This is a genomic window from Streptomyces sp. WAC 06738 (assembly GCF_003945505.1).
Lineage (GTDB): Bacteria > Actinomycetota > Actinomycetes > Streptomycetales > Streptomycetaceae > Streptomyces.
In genome coordinates this window covers 3834604-3852559 of sequence record NZ_CP029618.1, presented here as the reverse complement: position 1 = coordinate 3852559, position 17956 = coordinate 3834604, and the positions used below count along the sequence as shown (strand labels likewise).

Below are 17956 nucleotides of genomic sequence, written 5' to 3'. Positions count from 1 at the left end.
AAGAGGTCCGAGATCATGAGTCCATAATTACGGCGCCCCTTCGGTCTCCACCCCCGCCGCCACCATGTCCGCGAACGCCCGGGCCAGCGGCGACAGCGCCGCCCACCGCCGCACCGCCCACCCCGCCCACAGCGGCGGCAGCTCCGGTACGGGTACCAGCCGCACCCCCGGATGCCGCCCGTCACGCCACCCCGGCAGCTCCGGTACGACGGCGTAGCCGAGCCCCAGCTCCGCCAGGAGGATCGCCGTGTCCCAGTCCGCGACCGACGTGTCGAACGCCGGCAGCCGCACCCCCGACTCCGCGAACCACGCCTCCAGGTGCGCCCGCGAGCTGGAGTTGCCCGGCAGCCCGATGAGCCGCACCGCCGCCAGGTCCGCCGCCCCCACCGCCGACCGCTCCGCCAGCGGATCGCCCTCCCGTACGGCCAGCACCCACCGCAGCTCCGCCGCGCGCCGCAGCTCCACGCCCCGTACCGGCGCGGCGATGGTGATCCACGCCAGGTCGGCGCCGCCCGCGGCCAGCGCGGCGACGCAGCCGCGGCTGGAGTTCTCCGTCTGGAACTCCAGGCTGACCTGCGGATACCGCTCGCGGAACGCGACGACCGCCGCCGACATGAAGTGCCGTACGGTCGTCGCCCCCGTCGTCACCCGCACCGAGCCGCCGTCCCCGCGTGCCAGGTCGCGCAGCCGCCGCAGCGCGTGGTCCACGCCGCCGATGCCCTCGGCGGCGGCGCCGCGCAGCAGCTCCCCGGCGTGCGTGGGCACCACGCCGCGCGGATGCCGCTCCACGAGGCTGAGGCCGACCTCCCGCTCCAGCCGCTTGACGTGCTGGCTGACGGCCGACTGCGTACAGCCCAGCTCCCGCGCCACCGCGCTCAGGCTCCCCGCCCGGCACACGGCGACGAACACCCGCAGGTCGTCCAGAGTCATGCGCGTCAAGCTAGCCCTTGGGGACGTGCAAGAACACCCGAGGATTGACTTGGAGGGACCGCCGCGCCCACGATGACCACGATCTTCGCTGTACGCACCATCCGGAACGGGCACCGCCCCGCACCCCGCCGGGAGCATCCCGCCGGAGCCGACCCAACGGAACGAGGACGCCGCCGTGGAACCGCTCGAAGCCGTCGCGCTCGCCGGCGCCGGACTCGCCGCCGGCGGCATGAACGCGGTCGTCGGCTCCGGCACCCTGATCACCTTCCCGACGCTCCTCGCCCTCGGCTACCCGCCGGTCCTCGCGAACGTCTCCAACACCGTCGGCCTCGTCCCCGGCGTCGTCGGCGCCGTCTACGGCTACCGGCGCGAGCTGCGCGGCCAGCGCCGCCGCATACTGCGCTTCGGCACCGCCTCCCTCGCCGGCGGCCTGGCCGGCGCGCTGCTGCTGCTGCAACTGCCCGCCGAGGCGTTCCAGGCCGTGGTCCCCGTGCTGATCCTCACGGCCTGTGCCCTGGTCCTCCTCCAGCCCGTCCTCAGCCGCCGGCTCGCGGAACGCCCCGAGGACGACGACAAGGACGGCGGCACCCCGATGTGGTTCGGCGTCCTCGGTACGGGCGTCTACGGCGGCTACTTCGGGGCCGCCCAGGGCGTCATCCTCATGGGCCTCTTCGGCACCTTCGTCCGCGACGACCTCCAGCGCCTCAACGCCGTCAAGAACGTCCTCGCCGCCCTCGTCAACGCGGTCGCGTCGATCGTCTTCATCATCGTCACCGACGTGGACTGGACGGCGGCCGGCATCATCGCCATCGGCTCCACGCTCGGCGGCTTCCTCGGCGCCCACCTGGGCCGCAAGCTCACCCCGGCCCTGATGCGCACGATCATCGTCACCGTCGGGACCACCGCCGCCCTCACGATGATCATCCGCTGACGCCGGGGCCGCCGCCCGGAGGCCACCGGGGCGAAGCCCAGCCGGTACGCCCTAGCCGAAGAGCCGGTCCAGCACCGTCGCGATGCCGTCCTCGTCGTTCGACCCCGTCACCTCGTCCGCCACCGCGAGCAGCTCCGGGTGGGCTCCGGCCATCGCCACCCCGTGGCCGGCCCAGCGGAACATCGGTATGTCGTTGGGCATGTCCCCGAAGGCGATCGTCTCCGCCCCCTTCACCCCGAGGCGGCGGGCCGCGAGCGACAGGCCCGTGGCCTTGTTCAGCCCGTGGGGCAGCATCTCGACGGTGTCGGCGCCGGCCAGCACCACCTCGACAAGGCCGCCGACCGTGTCGCGGGCCGCGGCCGTCAGCGCGTCGTCGTCCAGCTCCGGGTGCTGGATGTAGAGCTTGCCGATCGGCTGGGCCCACAGCTCGGCGCGGTCCGCGACCCGGCGGACCGGCAGGTCCTCCCGGGCCACCGCGCGGAAGCCGGGGCCGAAGAGCACCTCGCCCGCGAGCCCGTCCGCGCTGGCGGCCACCGCGACCTCGCCGACCTCGGCCTCCAGCTTCGCCACCGCGTCGGCGGCGAGGCGCCGGTCGAGGGTCACGGAGGTCAGCAGCCGGTGCGCGCCCGCGTCGTACACCTGGGCGCCCTGGCCGCAGACGGCCAGGCCCTCGTAGCCCAGCCCGTCCAGTATGTGCCGGGTCCAGGCCACGGCGCGGCCGGTGACGACGATGTGCGCGGCGCCCCGGGCGCAGGCCGCCTCGATCGCCGCGCGCGTGCGCGGCGAGACCGTCTCGTCGCTGCGCAGCAGCGTGCCGTCGAGGTCGGTGGCGACGAGCCGGTACGGAAGCGCGTCGCTCATTTCGCGACCGGCTCCAGCAGCTCGCGCCCGCCCAGGTACGGCCGCAGCACCTCCGGCACCACCACCGAGCCGTCCGGCTGCTGGTGCGTCTCCAGGAGCGCCACGATCGTCCGCGGCACCGCGCACAGCGTCCCGTTCAGCGTCGCCAGCGGGCGGGCCGCCTTCTTCTGGCCCTGCCCGTCGCGCATCCGCACCGACAGCCGCCGCGCCTGGAACTCCCCGCAGTTCGACGTCGACGTCAGCTCCCGGTACTTGCCCTGCGTCGGGATCCACGCCTCGCAGTCGTACTTCCGCGCCGCCGACGCGCCCAGGTCACCCGAGGCCACGTCGATCACCCGGTATGCCAGGCCGAGCGCCGACAGCCACTGCTTCTCCCAGTCGAGCAGCCGCGCGTGCTCCGCCTCCGCGTCCTCCGGGGCCACGTACGAGAACATCTCGACCTTGTCGAACTGGTGCACCCGGATGATGCCGCGGGTGTCCTTGCCGTGCGAGCCGGCCTCGCGGCGGAAGCAGGGCGAGAACCCCGCGTAGCGCAGGGGCAGCCGGTCGGCCTCGATGATCTCGTCCATGTGGTACGCCGCGAGCGTGACCTCCGAGGTGCCGACGAGGTAGAAGTCGTCGCGCTCCAGGTAGTACACGTCCTCGGCGGCCTGGCCGAGGAAGCCCGTGCCCTCCATGGCGCGCGGCTTGACCAGCGCGGGCGTGAGCATCGGGGTGAAGCCGGCGGCGGTGGCCTGGGCGATCGCCGCGTTGACCAGCGCCAGCTCCAGCAGGGCGCCGACGCCCGTCAGGTAGTAGAACCGCGAGCCGGAGACCTTCGCGGCCCGCTCGGTGTCGATGGCGCCGAGGATGCGGCCCAGCTCCAGATGGTCGCGCGGCTCGAAGCCCTCGGCGGCGAAGTCGCGCGGGGTGCCGACGGTCTCCAGCAGCGCGAAGTCGTCCTCGCCGCCCACGGGCACGTCGGGATGCACCACGTTCGACAGGCGCAGCAGCAGGGCCTGCGTCTCGGCCGCGGCCTCGTCCTGCGCGGCGTCGGCGGCCTTGACGGCGGCGGACAGCTCGCCGGTGCGCCGCAGCAGCTCCTGCTTCTCCTCGCCCTGCGCGCGCGGGATCAGCTTGCCGAGCTGCTTCTGCTCGGCCCGCAGCTCGTCGAAGCGCGTACTGGACGACCTGCGCCGCTCGTCGGCGGAGAGCAGCGCGTCGACGAGGGCGACGTCCTCTCCACGGGCGCGCTGCGACGCGCGCACTCGGTCGGGGTCCTCACGGAGCAGGCGAAGGTCAATCACGCGAGCCAGGTTACCGGGGTACGCGGACCGGCTCGACGCCGATTTCCACCCCTGTGGATTTCTCGGCGCTTTGCGGTGAATAGCCAGTTTCGCAGCCGACGCCTCCCGGCGCATGGAGAAAAGGTGCGGGAAGGTGCAATTAGGACATAAAGGCAACGTGCGCCCGCGGTGTGCACGGCAGTTGAGGAATCCTTTTCCACAGGTGGCCGGGGATCCCCCAAGTTATCCACAGGCGGGGGAGGTGCCCTGTGGAAGTAGGGGAAGATCGTTCCGCCGGGCCGGTGCTGGCGCAGGAATTCCCCGATACGTCCCCGGCTACACACCCTTTGGAGCGGAATTGCCTACCGCCTTAGAGTGGATCAAGGGAATTGCCGTGACGAGTAACCATCTGAGCAGTTGGACGCCGGAAATCAGTCACTAGACAGATTTGTCGACATTGCCCGTCCGGGCTCCGGAGTTATGCACAGCCGACACCGGCAGCCTGTGGATAACTTTGCGAACTGTGCACAGACCCCAGGTCAGGCCCGGCCGTCCAGACACCGCGTCAGCCAGTCGGACGCCTCCACGAAGGCCGTGTCCGACGTCCCCGCCCGCAGCGGCTGCACGTCCGCCGGCGACAGCCCCGCGCGCGGGTACGAACCGAGGAACCGCACCTGCGGGCAGATCCGCTTCAGCCCCATCATCGCCTCGCCCACCCGGCGGTCGGTGATGTGCCCCTCGCAGTCCACCGAGAAGCAGTACCGCCCGATGCCCTCGCCCGTCGGGCGCGACTCGATGCGCAGCAGGTTGACGCCGCGCACCGCGTACTCCTGGAGCAGCTCCATCAGCGCGCCCGGGTGGTCGTCGCCGAGCCAGATCACGACCGACGTCTTGTCCGCGCCCGTCGGCGCCGCCGGCCGCGCCGGGCGGCCGACGAGGACGAACCGGGTCTCCGCGTTCTCCGCGTCGTGGATGTCGGAGACCAGCGGCTCCAGCCCGTACACCGACGCCGCGAACTCGCCCGCGAACGCCCCGTCCACCCGCCCCTCCTGCACCTGCCGCGCGCCGTCCGCGTTCGACGCCGACGACTCCCAGACCGCGTCCGGCAGATGCCCCGCCAGCCAGCGCCGCACCTGCGGCTGCGCCACCGGGTGCCCGGTGACCGTCTTGATGTCCGCCAGCTTCGTCCCGGGCCGCACCAGCAGTGCGAACGCGATCGGCAGCAGCACCTCGCGGTAGATCATCAGCGGCTCGCCGAGCGCCAGCTCGTCGAGCGTGGCGGTCACGCCGCCCTCCACGGAGTTCTCGATCGGCACCAGCGCCCCCGCGGCACCCCCGCCGCGCACCGAGTCCAGCACCGCCGGCACCGAGACCATCGGCACCAGCTCGCGCGTCGCCGCCTCCGGGAGGGTGCGCAGCGCGGCCTCGGTGAAGGTGCCCTCGGGGCCGAGATAGGTGAAGCGGCTGGCGGACATGGGGGCGGCTCCTCGTGGGCGGTCGGCGAGACGGCCAGCGTACCCACGGGCGCGGGGCGCCGGGCGCCGGTCCGGGGAACGGACGATCATGGAGCGGGCCCGGCGCGGAAGCCGGCGGCCCATGCCGTACGGACCGGGCGCTGCCCGTACGGACCGGGCGCTGCCCGTACGGACCGGGCGCTGCCCGTAAGGAGCGGGCGCCCCCTGCCGTACGCCCCTTACCGGCCCCGCTCAGCCCTCCAGCAGCCGCTGCCCCACGTACTCGCCCTCCGCCGCCCCGCCCGGCACCGCGAACAGCCCGCTCGCCTCGTGCCGCAGGAAGCGCGACAGCCCGTCGCCCCGGTCGAGCTTGCGCTGCACCGGCACGAACCCCTTCAGCGGATCCGCCTGCCAGGCGACGAAGAGCAGCCCGGCGTCGGGCACCGGTCCGTCCTTGGTGTCCAGATAGCCGTCGTGGTACGAGAACGAGCGGCGCAGCATCGTCGCCCCGCCGTTCGACTCCGGCGCCGCCACCCGTACGTGCGCGTCCCCCGCGATGGCGAGGGAGCCGTCCGCGAGTTGTCTGTTCATGTCGACAGGCGTCGTCTCCTCCCCGCCCGACAGCGGGGCACCGTCCGACTTGCGGCGCCCGATGACGCGCTCCTGCCGCTCCAGCGACAGGTGGTCCCAGGTGTCGAGCAGCATCCGGATCCGGCGGAACACGGCGTACGAGCCGCCCGCCAGCCACTCCTGCCCGCCGCCCGCGGACGCGGGCACGAAGACGTGCTCGTCGAAGTCCGGGTCCTCGGGCTTCGGGTTGTTGGTGCCGTCGACCTGCCCCATCAGGTTGCGTGCCGTACGCGGTCTGTCGGTGGCCCCGGGGGTGCGGTTGAAGCCGCTCATCTGCCAGCGCAGCACCGCCGCGTCGCCCGCCCGGCGCTGGAGCGTGCGCAGCGCGTCGAACGCCACCAGGGCGTCGTCCGCGCCGATCTGCAGCCACAGGTCGCCGTCGCTGCGCCGCCCGTCCAGCGCGTCGGCGGAGAACGGCGGCAGCGGGGCGAGCCCGTCAGGACGCCGGCCGGTCAGTCCCGTGCGGTCGAAGAACGTGCGCCCGAAGCCGAACGTCACGGTCAGCGCCGCGGGCCCGGCGTCCAGCGCGCTGCCGGTGGCGCCCGCCGCCCCCTTGCCCTCGCTCAGCTCGCGGGCCGTCGCCGACCACCGCTTGAGCAGCGCCGCGGCCTCCTTGCGCCCCGCGTCCGGGGCCAGGTCGAAGGCGGCGAAGTGGCCCGCGGCCTGCAGCGGGGTGGTGATGCCCGCCTGGTGCGTGCCGTGGAACGGCACCCCGGTCGAGCCGATCGACGTCAGCGGCGCGGGGGGCGCGTCCCGCAGCGCCTCGGCGGCGGCCGCGCCGGAGGCGCCGCCGGCGAGGAGCCCCGCCGCCCCGGCGGCCCCCGCCGCGCCGACGAGGCGGCGGCGGGAGACCGGGTGCCCGGGGGCTTCGGCCGTCTCTGACTCCGGTGCGGTACGGGCGGAACGTGTCGAACTCACGGGATCGTCAACTTCTTCTCTTCTGTCACCTGGTCGATGGGCGAGGTGCGCACGGTCATACGGAGCGTCCACTCCCCGGGCATCGGGAGCTGCACGCCGGTGGCGGCCCAGTGCCCGTTCTCGACGGGGGTGGGCGTGACGTCCAGCGGGCCGACGTTCTTCTCCTCCAGGGTGAAGGAGAGCCGTACCTCGGGGACGTTGAGGAGCTGGTTGTTGGCGTCCGTGAGGTAGATGTGCAGTTGGTTGTCGCCGGTACGGCCCGGGTCCACGGTGATCTCCGCGGTCCCGGTGCCGCCCTGCCCGCCCGTGTCGTACGGGATCTTCACCTTGACCGGCCCCACCGGCTGCCGCTGCGCCGACTCGGCCGCGGCCTGCTCGGTCTCCGCCCTGCCGGGCTGGGTGCCCGTCAGGAGCGTCACGACGGAGAGCAGCACGACGGCGAGGACGGTCTCGACGAGGACCGACTGGCGCAGGCCCCGGCGCACGGGGTCGGAGTCGCGCTCCTTGCGCGCGCGGGTCGCGTCGACGGCGGCCCGCTGGCGGGCGAGCTGCGCGGCACGGTCGGGGTCGTCGTCCGCGCGGGACCCGGCGTCGCCGCCGTCCCCGGCATCCGCGCCCGGCCCGTCGCCGGAGGCGTCGTCCTCCGGTACGGAGCCGGAGCCGGAACCCGCGCCGGAGCCCTCGGCCGGCGCCGAGACGCCGTCAGAAGCCCCGCCGGAGGCTATCGCCGCCGTGCCGGAACTCCCCGTACCGCCCGCCTCCGCGGTGGCGCCGGCGGGCACGAGCCGCGCCTCCGCCGACTCGCCCTCCTCCTCCGCGCGCGCCGCGAGCCCCGAACCCGCCAGCCGGTGCGTCCAGCGCCGCGACGTCCAGCCCGCGGTGATGAGCACCGCGACCAGCCCCAGCTTCACCAGCAGCAACTGCCCGTACGAGGTGTCCGTCAGCGCGCCCCAGCTCCCCAGCCCGCGCCACGCCTGGTACAGCCCCGTCGCGGCGAGCACCGACACCGACGTCAGCGCCAGCCGCGAGAACCGGCGTATGACGTACGACGGGACCCGCGGCCCGAGGCGCAGGCTGAGCGTCAGCGAGGCGAGGCCGCCGAGCCAGACGGCGACGGCCAGCAGGTGCAGCATCGTCATCGGCACGGCCAGCCACGGCTGGATGCCGGTGGAGGCGTGCTCGGCCATGCCCCACGTCGCGGCGAGGCCGACGGCGACCACGCCGCCGCCGAGCCCGAGGCCGATGGCCAGGTCGCGGCTGCGCGCGGCGTCGTCCCCGTCGGCGGCGGACGCGGCGGCCTCGGCCGGCCCGGTGGCGGACTCGTCGGCGACCGGCCCCGTAGCCGTACCCGAACCCTCACCGGCATCCGCGTCTGCGCCCGCCTCCGCGCCCGCGTCCGCTTTCGCCTCCGCGCGTGCGCCCTTCGCGCCGGGCGCGGTCTCGCGCCCGTACACCCCGAACAGCACCGCCAGCACCACCGCCGCCGCGCCCAGCAGCAGCAGCCGCGACAGCAGCGCCGTGCCCGGCCGCGTCTCCAGCACGTCGCGCAGCGAGTCGAGCCCGAAGTCCGCGCCCGTGTACGGCCCGCGCAGCAGCAGCAGTGCCACGGTGGCGGCGAACAGCAGCGCCCAGCCGCCGGTCGCCACCCGGCGCACGACCCGGTTGCGCCCGCCGCACACGCCCGCGAACACGGCGCCGCCGACGAGCAGCACGAAGCCCGCGTACGCCATGTAGCGCCCGGTGTCGTACAGCGCCTTGGCGCTGCCGTTGTCGTCGCCCGCCTCGGAGACCGCCACCGTCGTCTTCGACGGCTTGCCCACGGAGAACGTGAAGGCGCCGGAGATCGGGTGGCTGTCGGCGGACACGGTCTTCCAGACCACGGTGAACGTGCCGTCCGGCAGTCCGGGGCGCAGCGCGGTCGTCGCCGTCTTGGTGTTGCCGTCGACGTGGGCGGCGCCGCCCTTGGTGACGTCGTTGCCGTCGGGGTCGAGGACGCGGATGGCGTCGTCGGCCAACTGGACGCCCTCGGAGAAGTCGAGGGTGACGGCCTGCGGCGCCTCCTGGACGACCGAGCCCTCGGCGGGGTCGGTACCGGTGAGCGCGGCGTGCGCCGCGGCGGGGGTGGCGCCGGGCACGAGGACGCACAGCACGGCGGCGACCGCGGCGCACAGCGCCCCGAGCGCACGCCTGCGATGCGCGCCCCTGCGGTGCATCGACCGCCGGCGGATCGATGCACGAAGGGCTCCGTGGAGCTGTCCGGTTGGGGTCATGACACGCCTCTCACTCCGCGGGGCGGTACGTCGTCGGCTGCACCGGCACCTCGACCTCGATCGGCTCCGACTCGGCGAAGTGCAGCACGAAGGAGACCTTCTCGCCAACCTCCGGTCGGCGATCCAGCTTCTCCAGCATCAGGTGGGCGCCGCCGCGGGCGAGGGCCAGCTCGCCGCCCGCGGGCACGTCGAAGCCGTCGACGGCGCGCATCCGCTCGCCTTCCGTGGTGTGCAGGGTGACGTCGTCGGCGAGGTCGGTGCTGACGGCGGTGAGCCGGTCGTCGGCCGCGCCGTCGTTGCGTACGGTCAGATAGCCGGCGGCGAGGTCCTTCATCACCGGCTGCGGTACGAAGCCGGCCTCGGCGCGCAGCCGGGGTCCGGAGCCGGGTCCTGCGGCACCGCCGCCGTCGCCGGACCCCGCCTTCGTCCGCGTACCGGAGCCGTCACCGGAACACGCGGCCAGGCCGAGGGCGAGGGACAGGGCGGCAGCAGTAACTACTGATGCCCGGCGCCCGCGCCTCACGGGTTCTGCCCCTTCACCAGCTTCGGCATGTCCTTCGCGTACTGATCGGCCGTCACCCCGGCCAGATACAGCACGTGCGCCTTGTCGTCCTTCGGCGAGTACGCCAGCACCTCCGCGCCGTGGCTGACGGTGATGCTGCCGTCCTTCTCCTTCACCGGCTTCTCCAGATGCACGCCGACGCTCCGCGCGGCGTCCTTCACCGCGGCGAAGTCGCCGGTGAGGCCGATGAAGTCCTTGTCCTGGGCGTCGAGCCACGTGCCCATCCGCTTCGGGGTGTCCCGCTCGGGGTCGGTGCTGACCATGACGACCTGGAGCTCGTCCTGCTCGGCGCGGGGCAGCTTCTGCTTGGCGATGGCGATGTCGCTCATCGTCGTGGGGCAGACGTCGGGGCAGTTGGTGTAGCCGAAGAAGAGGAGGGTGGGCTTGCCCGCCGTCTCGGCGACGAGGTCGTACTCCTCGCCCTGGGTGTCGGTGAGGACGAGGTCCGGTTTCTCCTTCGGGGTGTCGAGGACGACACCCGGTTTGCTGCTGCCGCCGGAGATCTCCACGGCGGGTTTGGCGCCGTCGTCGTCTCCGGAACCGGAGCCGCAGGCGGTGAGGGTGAGGGCCGCGGCGGCGGCGAGGGCCGCGGCGGCGTAGGCGGTGGTCGTACGGGTTGTGCGCATGCTGTGTGTTTCCTCGGGGGCTCGCGGGTGGCCCGCCCGGTGCTGCCGGCCGGGCCACCCCTTGCGTATACGTGCCGGGTGCGGGTCGCGCCTACTGCGCCGCGGACGAGCCGCCCGCACCGCCGCCGCTGCCCGCGCCGCGCCGCGACAGCACGCCGAACGCGACGCCGCCGGCGCCGAGCACGATGCCGACGATGCCCAGCGTGCGGGCCATGGTGTCGGAGGAGCCGTCGTCGTCGGCGGCGCTGTCGTCGGTGCCCTCGCCCTCGGCGGCGGCGGGCTCCGCGTCGTCGCCGTTCCCGGCGTCGTCGGCGTCGTCGTCATCCGCGCCGCCGTGGCCGCCGTCCTCCGCGGGCGTCAGGGCCAGCACGGGCGCCGGGCTCTCCGGCTCCTCCGCGCCCTCCTCGGGGACCTCGATCCAGCGGACGACCTCGTCGTTGTCGTACGTCTGGACCGCCTTGAACACCAACTGGTCGGCGTCCTCGGGCAGCGCGCCCATGGAGACCGGGAACCGCTGGAACGTCCCCGGCTCGACCTTCCCGCCGGACCACGTGACCTTGCTGACCGCCTCGGTGATCTTCTCGCCGTGCGACTCGATCGGGGTGTCGAGCTTGGCCTCCTCGACCTTCACGTCCCAGCCGGGCACGGGCTCGGGCATGACGGACGTCAGCGGGTGGTCGGTCGGCAGGGTGACCTCCAGCTTGATCGTGGAGGCGTTGTCGCGCTCGTTGGGCACCTTGAAGTTGACGGTGGCGTACCCGCCCTGCTCCGCCTCGCCGGGGTCGACGCTGACGTGCGCGGCGGCCGGCCCGGCGAGGAAGAGGACGGTGCCGGCGGCGACGGCGGTGCTGACGGACATTCGCCGCATACGGGATGACTTCATGACTGACACACTCCGGTGGGTGTGGATGGATTGGGGGTTGGCGCGCGTGCGGCAGCGGCGCGACCACCCGCTCACCCGAGGCCCTGCGCCCGCGTTCGCCCGTGTCGCAGGGGGCGTGCGGCGCGTGGGCCGTAAGCCGGAAGGGGTGCCGTCGCGTCAGGCCGCGAGGGCGAAGGCCGGGGGCCCGCGGCGTACGACGGTGTGCTGCAGTTCGCGTACGGTACGGGCGCTCCGCTCGTCGTACGCGGTCGCCGCCCCCGGGCGCGCGGCCGGCCGGCCCGCGCCGTCGAACCCGGCGTCGAGGGCCCGCCGGTAGCGCACGGCGGCCCGCAGCGGGGCGAGGCCGGCGCCGGTGGCGAGGTGCAGCAGGGTCGTGAGGGCCGCGTCGCCGCGGCGCAGCAGCCACCCGGCGGTGAGGGCGGCGAGGAGGTGGCCGAGGACCATCGGCAGGGAGTACGTGGACAGGTCGAACGCGGCGCCGAGTCCTTCGCCGATCCCGCCGCCGTGCGCGGGGTGCGCGGCGCCCGTACCGCTGCCCATGCCGGCGTCCGGGTCGAGCCCGGCGTTGGTGACGATCTCCCGGGCGCGGCCCTCGGTGAGGTTCATCGCGGCGTCGTTGCAGAGCAGCCGCCGGGCGAGATCGACGGCGGCACTGCCGCCCTCGCCCCCGGAGCCGCCCGCGTGCGCACCGCCGTGGCCCCCGGCGGCGGCGCCGACGGCGCAGTGCTGCCCGAGTCCGAAGATCCCGTGCAGCCCGATCTGCCCCGCCGCCAGCAGCGCCGCGATCCCGGGCAGCGACCGCTCCCGCCCGGCCAGCGGCACGGCCACCGCGAACACCAGCGCCGCGGCGACGCCGAGCGTCCACAGCGGCACCGTCTCGTTCGAGGCCAGCACGTGCCCGCCCGCGGACAGCACGACGCAGACCGCGGTGAAGACCGCGGCCCGCAGAAGGCGCAGCTCCGCGGTGGCGGGAGCGGGAGGGGCAGCCATGGCGGGCGCCATCATCTCACCGCACGCCCGTACGGACCCCGCCGGGGCGCCGATCGGCCGGATCCGGGCCAGGACATCTCCCACCCCGAAAGGCGGAAGAAACCCCTCCGCCGAATGAGGGTTCTCACGCAACTCGCGTGCTTACGGTGCCGACACAAGGGTTATACGTACCGTATGTCGGGGTGGCGGCCAGGAGGCTGAACGCATGAGCATGTGGTGGTCCCTGCGACTGCGCCGGGAGGCGGCCAGCGTTCCGCTCGCCCGCCGCCTGCTGGTCGGCGCGATGGAGACGGCCGGGGTGGACCCGGACGTCGCCTTCGACCTCTCCCTCGCCCTCACCGAAGCCTGCGCCAACGCCGTCGAACACGGCGGCGCGGCCCCCGGCGAGGACTACCGCGTCACGGCCTGCTTCGACGGCGACCGCTGCCACATCGAGGTCATCGACTCCGGCCCCGGCTTCGCCACCCCCGACCCGGCCCCCGGCTCCCCCGCCCCTTCCCCGCCCCTGACCGACACGGGCGCGGAGGGCGGCCGCGGCCTGTTCCTCATCGCGGAGCTGAGCGACCACGTCGACATCCGCGACCGCCCGGGCCGCGGGGCGGTGGTGAGCTTCGACAAGATCCTCAAATGGCGCGAGGACGCCCCACTCCAGGCGGCCTGACCGACAGGCTACCGCTCTGACCTGCTCCTTCGGTCCGATCAGGGCGCGCCTCGCAGGTGAGGCCGGGGGCTTGCACTCGCGGGTGTGTGCGGGCCGCGCGCAGGCGTCGTGGTGTGCTCAGGCTCCCGGGGCCGGGGCCACGGCGCGGTGTACGCAGTCTCGGAGGAGGGCGCGCCGTTGGTCGTGCACGGCCGCGGGCTCCTCGGCGGAGGCGGCGTAGACGTTGCTCACCGGGGACCAGGCCATGGACATGGCGATGACCATGGCCATGAGGTCGAAGGGGTCTGCCTGCCTGATGCGCCCGGCGGCCTGGGCCTCTGCGATGGCGCGGAGTTTGTGGTCGTCATAGCGGTCGTGGTCCGGCACGAGGTTCCCGGTCGGGCGCCGCTCCAGGCGCGCCCAGGTCGCGAGCCGGATCAGATCCGGGCGGCTGAGGTATTCGTCGTAGAGGCGCACCGCCCAGTCGGCGAGGTCCGTGGCGTCGATGGGGACGACATTGGTGATCCGCTCCAGTGAGGCGAAGAAGATCGCGTCGAAGAGCGCGTCCTTGTTGCCGAAGTAGGCGTAGAGCTGTGCCTTGTTGGTACGTGCGGCGGCGATGATCCGGTCGATGCGTGCGCCGGCGATGCCGTGCCGGGCGAATTCTTCGGTGGCGGCGTCGACGATGCGCTGGTACGTCGCGGCTCCGCGGCTAGTGGACGGCTGCTCGGGCATGCTCCGCATCCTACAGACCGACTTGTCTGTTTGCTTCTCGGCTCCCGTGCGCTTACCGTCAAACAGACCGAACAGTCTGTCTGAGGAGATGGTGATGCGCCCTACGACCGGATGGCGCGCGGACAGCGCGACGCGGACCCTGCGCCGCACGGCGCTGGAGCGACGGGACCTGCGCCCGGACGACATCGCGGTACGTGTGGAGTACTGCGGCGTCTGCCACACGGACCTCCACGCGCTGCATGCGCACGAGAGCGACGCGGACGGTGTGCTCGTACCCGGGCATGAGTTCACCGGCGTGGTCACCGAGGCCGGCAGTGCGGTTTCCGGCTTCTCCCCGGGCGCTCCCGTGGCAGTCGGCAACATCGTCGACTCGTGCGGCATCTGCCGCATGTGCCGGGCCGGCCAGGAGAACTTCTGCCGTGAGCTTCCGACGCTGACCTACGGCGGAGCCGACCGGCAGGACGGGACGACCACGCTGGGCGGGTACTCCCGCGAGTACGTGGTGAGCCATCGGTTCGCCTACCACCTCCCCGCGGGCCTCGACGCGGCCGCCGCAGCCCCCCTGCTCTGCGCCGGAGTCACCGTCTGGGAACCGTTGCAGGCGCTCGGAGTGGGCCCGGGCAGCACCGTCGCCGTTGCCGGACTGGGCGGACTGGGGCACCTCGCGGTCAAGATGGCGACCGCGCTCGGCGCCACGACGTCCGTCATCAGCCGCACTCCGGACAAGGCCGGCGAAGCGCGCGCCCTGGGGGCACGGGGATTCGTCGTCTCCACCGACTCCACGCAGACGGACACGGTCCGCGACCGGTTCGACGTGGTCATCGACACCATCTCCGCCCCCCACGACCTGGCCCCGTACCTGCGGATGACCGCCATGGACGGCACCCTCAGCCACCTCGGCCACCTCGGACCGGTCACCGTGGACACCCTCGACCTGCTCATCGGCCGCAAGAAGCTCAGCTCCGCCGGCAGCGGCGGCCGCCCGTCCACCGCCGCCATGCTGCGCTTCTGCGCCGAACACGACCTCACCGCAGACATCGAACTACTGCCGTCGTCCCAGGTGAACACCGCTCTCGAACGCCTGGAACGCAACGACGTCCGCTACCGCTTCGTACTCGACATGTCCGACCTGGACTGACATATGTCCTCGGTGAGTCCGGTCGGCGCCAGGATCTACTCGCGGACCTGGATCAGCGCGTGGGTACCGTCGGTGCGCCAGGCCGCGCCGGACCGTTCGAGAGTCTCCAGGGTCCCCTCTTCCAGCCCCACGACGACATCGGACTTCAGGGTGCGGAGCGCCGCGACCGCCCGTGGGAAGTGGGCGCTGCGTTCCGCGAACGGCACCGTGGCAGGCCACTTCCGGTCGCCCACGAGACGGCGGTAGTTGAGGTCGCCCTTGAAGATCGTGAGCGAGACGGCCTCGAACTCCCTCCGGAGGTCCCCGGGCATCTCCTCGTACGGCAGGGGAGCGCAGAAGAACGGGTGGGTGCGTACCTCCATGCGCCCGGTTGCCATGGCCTTCCACAAGCGCCCGCCGATCGTGCCGGCTTCACCGGGCGCCTGGGCGAGGCGGCGGAGGCAGTCGACGACGTCCGAGGGCGTCGCGTCGGAGACGTAGTACGGGGTCGGCTTGACGTGGAGCACGACCTGCCCGGCGTGCCCGTGGTCGAGGAGGTGGTCGGCGAGGACCAGGTCCGGGATCAGTTCTCGCCCCGCGTTGTCCGCCACGACGGCGACGGGTGCCAGGGCTCCGGCGGGCAGCAGCCGCCAGAGCACGGCGCTGTCGTCGGCGACCAGGCCGCCGTCGGTGTCGCCCGCCGCCGGTTCCGCGGCCGTCACGCGGAATCCGAGGTCTGCGCGATTGCCCCAGAGCGCGGCGTGGAGCAGTGCCGTGGCCCGCTCGCCGGCGGGGGCGCCGGCGAGTGCGTCGAGGGCCCGCAGTTCGTCGTCCACGGCCGTATCGCGCAGTTCGGCCTGCTTGAAGGGGGCGAAGGGGTCGATGCCCTGCCACGGGCCCGCGCCGAAGTACTCGACGGCGCCGAGCAGCCTGCGGTAGAAGTAGCTCTCGGCCCACAGGAACGGGACGTCGAACCACGATCGCCCGAAGTGCCCCTCTCCCCACGCGGACCAAGCCGCGTGATCGTGCTCCGAGCGGGGGAGCGGTTCGACGACACCGTGGGTGATCTCGTCCAGCAGGGCGTCGAGCGCGTCGTGCTGGCGGCGGCCGTAGGGGAAGGCGTCTCGTACCTGTTCGATCAGGGCCGGATGGCGTTCGGCCAGGACGCCCCGGGCGAACGAGCCTGGCTCGTTGCTCAGGAGGACCGGCGCGCCGTTTCCGGCAGCCGTGCCGGTGCCGCGGCCGGCCTCATCGCCCGCGGAGCCGGAAGTGGTCTCTGTCATGGTGTCCAAGCCTTCGCTTTCCGCTCATATGCGCTTGATTCTTCGGCGTTGACCTCCGGCCGCCACCGCGAGCACGAGACGATCCCCGGCTCCGGCAACTCCAGTCTGCCGAAGAACCGCGTGACCTCCTCCCGGCTCCGGGCGGTGATCGACACCGGAGGCGCGGGACTACTCGAAGGTCACCTTGCCGTGGTCGTCCGTGCGGACGGGGAGGTCGTTCCAGGTGAAGTCGAAGTCGCCGCTGCGGCATGACCAGAGGATGTCCTGGCAGAAGTAGCCGGTGTCCTCGCCCGGTGGTGCGGTGAAGACGTCCGGGAGGCGGTCGCAGCGCGGGTCGCGGGGGGCCAGGGGGCCGTCGGCGTCGCTGCGGGCCACGTGGCGGGCGTAGGCGGCGTAGACGGCTCTGGCGGTGTGGACGCCGGTGAGGGGTGTGGTGGCGTAGCGGGGGCGGGTGCCGCGCTGGGTGCCGGTGCGCTCCACCTTCCAGGTCACCTCCACGTCCGCGTAGAAGACGGTGCAGCGGGTGGTGGCTCCGGCGCGCGCCGGGAGGGTGCCGGTGCAGCGGCCCGGGCGGACGGGGCGGAGGTCGTCGGCCATGAGGAGCGTCTCGCGCTGCAGGCGGACGAGGAGCCGGTCGGTGCCGGTCGCGCCGGGGCCCGCCGCCGGTACGGCCCGCGCGGCGGCGGCGGTGGTCAGGGCGGGGATGCCGCCGCCGGGGCGGATCGCGACGGGGCGCCGGTGGCCGCTGACGTCGGAGGGCTCGGGACGGTCGTCGCAGCGGTGCGATGCCTCCGTACAGCCTGATAACAGGGTCACCACGGCTGTCGCGGCCGCCACGGTGGGGGCCAGGGCGCGGCTCATTACTCCGTTCTACCGCCGGACACCCCTCTGAACGAGCAGTGCGCCCCGTTCACTCCGGCGTACGCCCCGGCGGCTCCCGGCGCGCGCCCCCGCGGATCGGCGTGGTTCCAGGCGTGTCCGCGGATGGGCCGGCAGGGGGCGTACCCGCGGCGGCTGCTCCGGCGGTGCGTGCGATTTGCCCTGAATGTACGATTCTGGCGTTGCTGTTCCCTCCTGGAAGGAACTCCGATGCCCCGTACTCGGAAAGCGACCCTCGGCGCCCTCGGCGCCACGCTTTGCGCGACCGCTCTGGTCGGTACCGCAGGAACCGCCCACGCACAGGACGACAACGGCGTCGCCAAGAAGAGCGCCACGGACATAGCCAACCGGGCCGTGTCCGCGTTCAACGACGCCCGGTCCCTGCACGTCACCACGGAGAGGACGGGGTCCGGGCTCAGCCGCACCGACGCGACCAGCCTCGACGTCAGCGCCGACCGCGACAACAACTGCGTCGGCACCGTCGGCTTCGCCGCCGACGGCGGCAGCCTGGAGGTCATCCGGCACGCCGACAAGGTGTGGCTCAAGGCCAACGCCGCCTGGCTGCGGAACAACCTCCCGGCCGGCCAGTCGCAGGACGTGCAGAAGCTGGAGGGCAAGTTCCTCCAGGGCACCGCCCAGGACCAGGGCCTGTCCGACCTCGCCAGGATCTGCAGCATCAACGAGTACCGCGACACCCTCAGGGACGCCACCTCCGCGGCCACCCTGAAGAAGGGCAGCGAGACGACCGTCGACGGCAAGCCCGTCATCGACGTCACGGGCAAGCACGACGGGATGGACCTGACCCTGTCCGTCTCCACCCAGGGCAAGCCGTTCCCGGTGCGGGCGACCTCGAAGGGCGACGGCGACTCGCAGACGACGAACTTCACCTTCGACCAGCCCGTCCCGGACAAGACCCCGCCGGCCGGCGAGACCGTCCCCTGGGGCGGCTGACGCCCCGGCCGAGCCGGTCCCGCCGCCCGTC

General features: G+C 73.3%; 17 protein-coding genes and 1 pseudogene. 4 read left to right on the top strand and 14 right to left on the bottom strand.

Annotation, left to right across the window (positions count from 1 at the left end; genetic code table 11):
- Positions 1–27: 27 nt before the first annotated feature.
- Complete coding sequence (locus DMB38_RS16640; RefSeq protein ID WP_125935860.1) at positions 28–930, bottom strand: LysR family transcriptional regulator; 903 nt, start codon at positions 928–930, stop codon at positions 28–30.
- Between the two features lie 175 nt (positions 931–1105).
- Here DMB38_RS16640 and DMB38_RS16635 point away from each other — a divergent pair, with 175 nt between their 5' ends.
- Positions 1106–1861: a sulfite exporter TauE/SafE family protein gene (locus DMB38_RS16635; RefSeq protein ID WP_125935859.1), complete on the top strand. Its 756-nt coding sequence runs from the start codon at positions 1106–1108 to the stop codon at positions 1859–1861.
- A 51-nt stretch (positions 1862–1912) separates the two neighbouring features.
- On the opposite strand, the gene DMB38_RS16630 is transcribed toward DMB38_RS16635, so the two are convergent.
- The 9 genes from DMB38_RS16630 to DMB38_RS16590 all read right to left on the bottom strand — a co-directional run bounded on the left by DMB38_RS16630 (position 1913) and on the right by DMB38_RS16590 (position 12392).
- Positions 1913–2722, bottom strand: a complete 810-nt coding sequence (locus tag DMB38_RS16630; RefSeq protein WP_125935858.1) for an HAD family hydrolase — start codon at positions 2720–2722, stop codon at positions 1913–1915.
- Complete coding sequence (serS, locus tag DMB38_RS16625) at positions 2719–4008, bottom strand: serine--tRNA ligase (RefSeq protein ID WP_125935857.1); 1290 nt, start codon at positions 4006–4008, stop codon at positions 2719–2721. Before serS ends, DMB38_RS16630 begins: the two co-directional genes overlap by 4 nt.
- A 518-nt stretch (positions 4009–4526) precedes the next feature.
- On the bottom strand, positions 4527–5462 hold the full coding sequence (gene pheA / locus DMB38_RS16620) for a prephenate dehydratase (RefSeq protein WP_125935856.1): 936 nt from the start codon (positions 5460–5462) through the stop codon (positions 4527–4529).
- Positions 5463–5693: 231 nt separating this feature from the next.
- The gene (gene efeB, locus DMB38_RS16615; protein ID WP_125935855.1) at positions 5694–6989 is read right to left on the bottom strand and encodes an iron uptake transporter deferrochelatase/peroxidase subunit; all 1296 of its coding nucleotides are present in this window, start codon (positions 6987–6989) and stop codon (positions 5694–5696) included.
- Entirely contained in the window at positions 6986–9259 is a 2274-nt protein-coding gene (locus DMB38_RS16610; RefSeq protein WP_125935854.1) for a copper resistance protein CopC, read from the bottom strand. The genes efeB and DMB38_RS16610 overlap by 4 nt, the downstream gene beginning before the upstream one ends.
- 10 nt (positions 9260–9269) lie before the next feature.
- On the bottom strand, positions 9270–9782 hold the full coding sequence (locus tag DMB38_RS16605) for a copper chaperone PCu(A)C (RefSeq protein ID WP_125935853.1): 513 nt from the start codon (positions 9780–9782) through the stop codon (positions 9270–9272).
- Positions 9779–10447, bottom strand: a complete 669-nt coding sequence (locus tag DMB38_RS16600) for an SCO family protein (protein WP_125935852.1) — start codon at positions 10445–10447, stop codon at positions 9779–9781. The genes DMB38_RS16605 and DMB38_RS16600 overlap by 4 nt, the downstream gene beginning before the upstream one ends.
- A 91-nt stretch (positions 10448–10538) precedes the next feature.
- Entirely contained in the window at positions 10539–11315 is a 777-nt protein-coding gene (locus DMB38_RS16595) for a YcnI family protein (protein WP_125939082.1), read from the bottom strand.
- Between the two features lie 171 nt (positions 11316–11486).
- A complete protein-coding gene (locus DMB38_RS16590; protein ID WP_125939081.1) occupies positions 11487–12392 on the bottom strand; it encodes a hypothetical protein in 906 nt (301 codons plus the stop codon).
- 133 nt (positions 12393–12525) lie between these two features.
- On the opposite strand from DMB38_RS16590, the gene DMB38_RS16585 reads away from it, so the two are divergent.
- Positions 12526–12981 (top strand): ATP-binding protein, encoded by a 456-nt coding sequence (locus DMB38_RS16585; protein ID WP_125935851.1) that lies wholly within the window; start codon positions 12526–12528, stop codon positions 12979–12981.
- 117 nt (positions 12982–13098) lie between these two features.
- On the opposite strand, the gene DMB38_RS16580 is transcribed toward DMB38_RS16585, so the two are convergent.
- On the bottom strand, positions 13099–13695 hold the full coding sequence (locus tag DMB38_RS16580) for a TetR family transcriptional regulator (RefSeq protein WP_125935850.1): 597 nt from the start codon (positions 13693–13695) through the stop codon (positions 13099–13101).
- Between the two features lie 94 nt (positions 13696–13789).
- Here DMB38_RS16580 and DMB38_RS16575 point away from each other — a divergent pair, with 94 nt between their 5' ends.
- The gene (locus DMB38_RS16575) at positions 13790–14833 is read left to right on the top strand and encodes an NAD(P)-dependent alcohol dehydrogenase (RefSeq protein ID WP_125935849.1); all 1044 of its coding nucleotides are present in this window, start codon (positions 13790–13792) and stop codon (positions 14831–14833) included.
- Positions 14834–14868: 35 nt separating this feature from the next.
- Here DMB38_RS16575 and DMB38_RS16570 read toward each other — a convergent pair whose 3' ends face one another.
- The 3 genes and pseudogenes from DMB38_RS16570 to DMB38_RS16560 form a co-directional block, all read right to left on the bottom strand.
- Complete coding sequence (locus DMB38_RS16570) at positions 14869–16095, bottom strand: damage-control phosphatase ARMT1 family protein (RefSeq protein WP_125935848.1); 1227 nt, start codon at positions 16093–16095, stop codon at positions 14869–14871.
- Positions 16092–16256: pseudogene (locus DMB38_RS16565) on the bottom strand (SAM-dependent methyltransferase); the annotation flags it as partial. The gene DMB38_RS16570 and the pseudogene DMB38_RS16565, both read right to left, overlap by 4 nt.
- 7 nt (positions 16257–16263) lie before the next feature.
- A complete protein-coding gene (locus tag DMB38_RS16560) occupies positions 16264–16956 on the bottom strand; it encodes a hypothetical protein (protein WP_125935846.1) in 693 nt (230 codons plus the stop codon).
- A gap of 228 nt (positions 16957–17184) precedes the next feature.
- On the opposite strand from DMB38_RS16560, the gene DMB38_RS16555 reads away from it, so the two are divergent.
- Positions 17185–17925, top strand: coding sequence for a hypothetical protein (locus DMB38_RS16555; RefSeq protein WP_125935845.1), 741 nt, complete (start codon positions 17185–17187; stop codon positions 17923–17925).
- Positions 17926–17956: the final 31 nt, after the last annotated feature.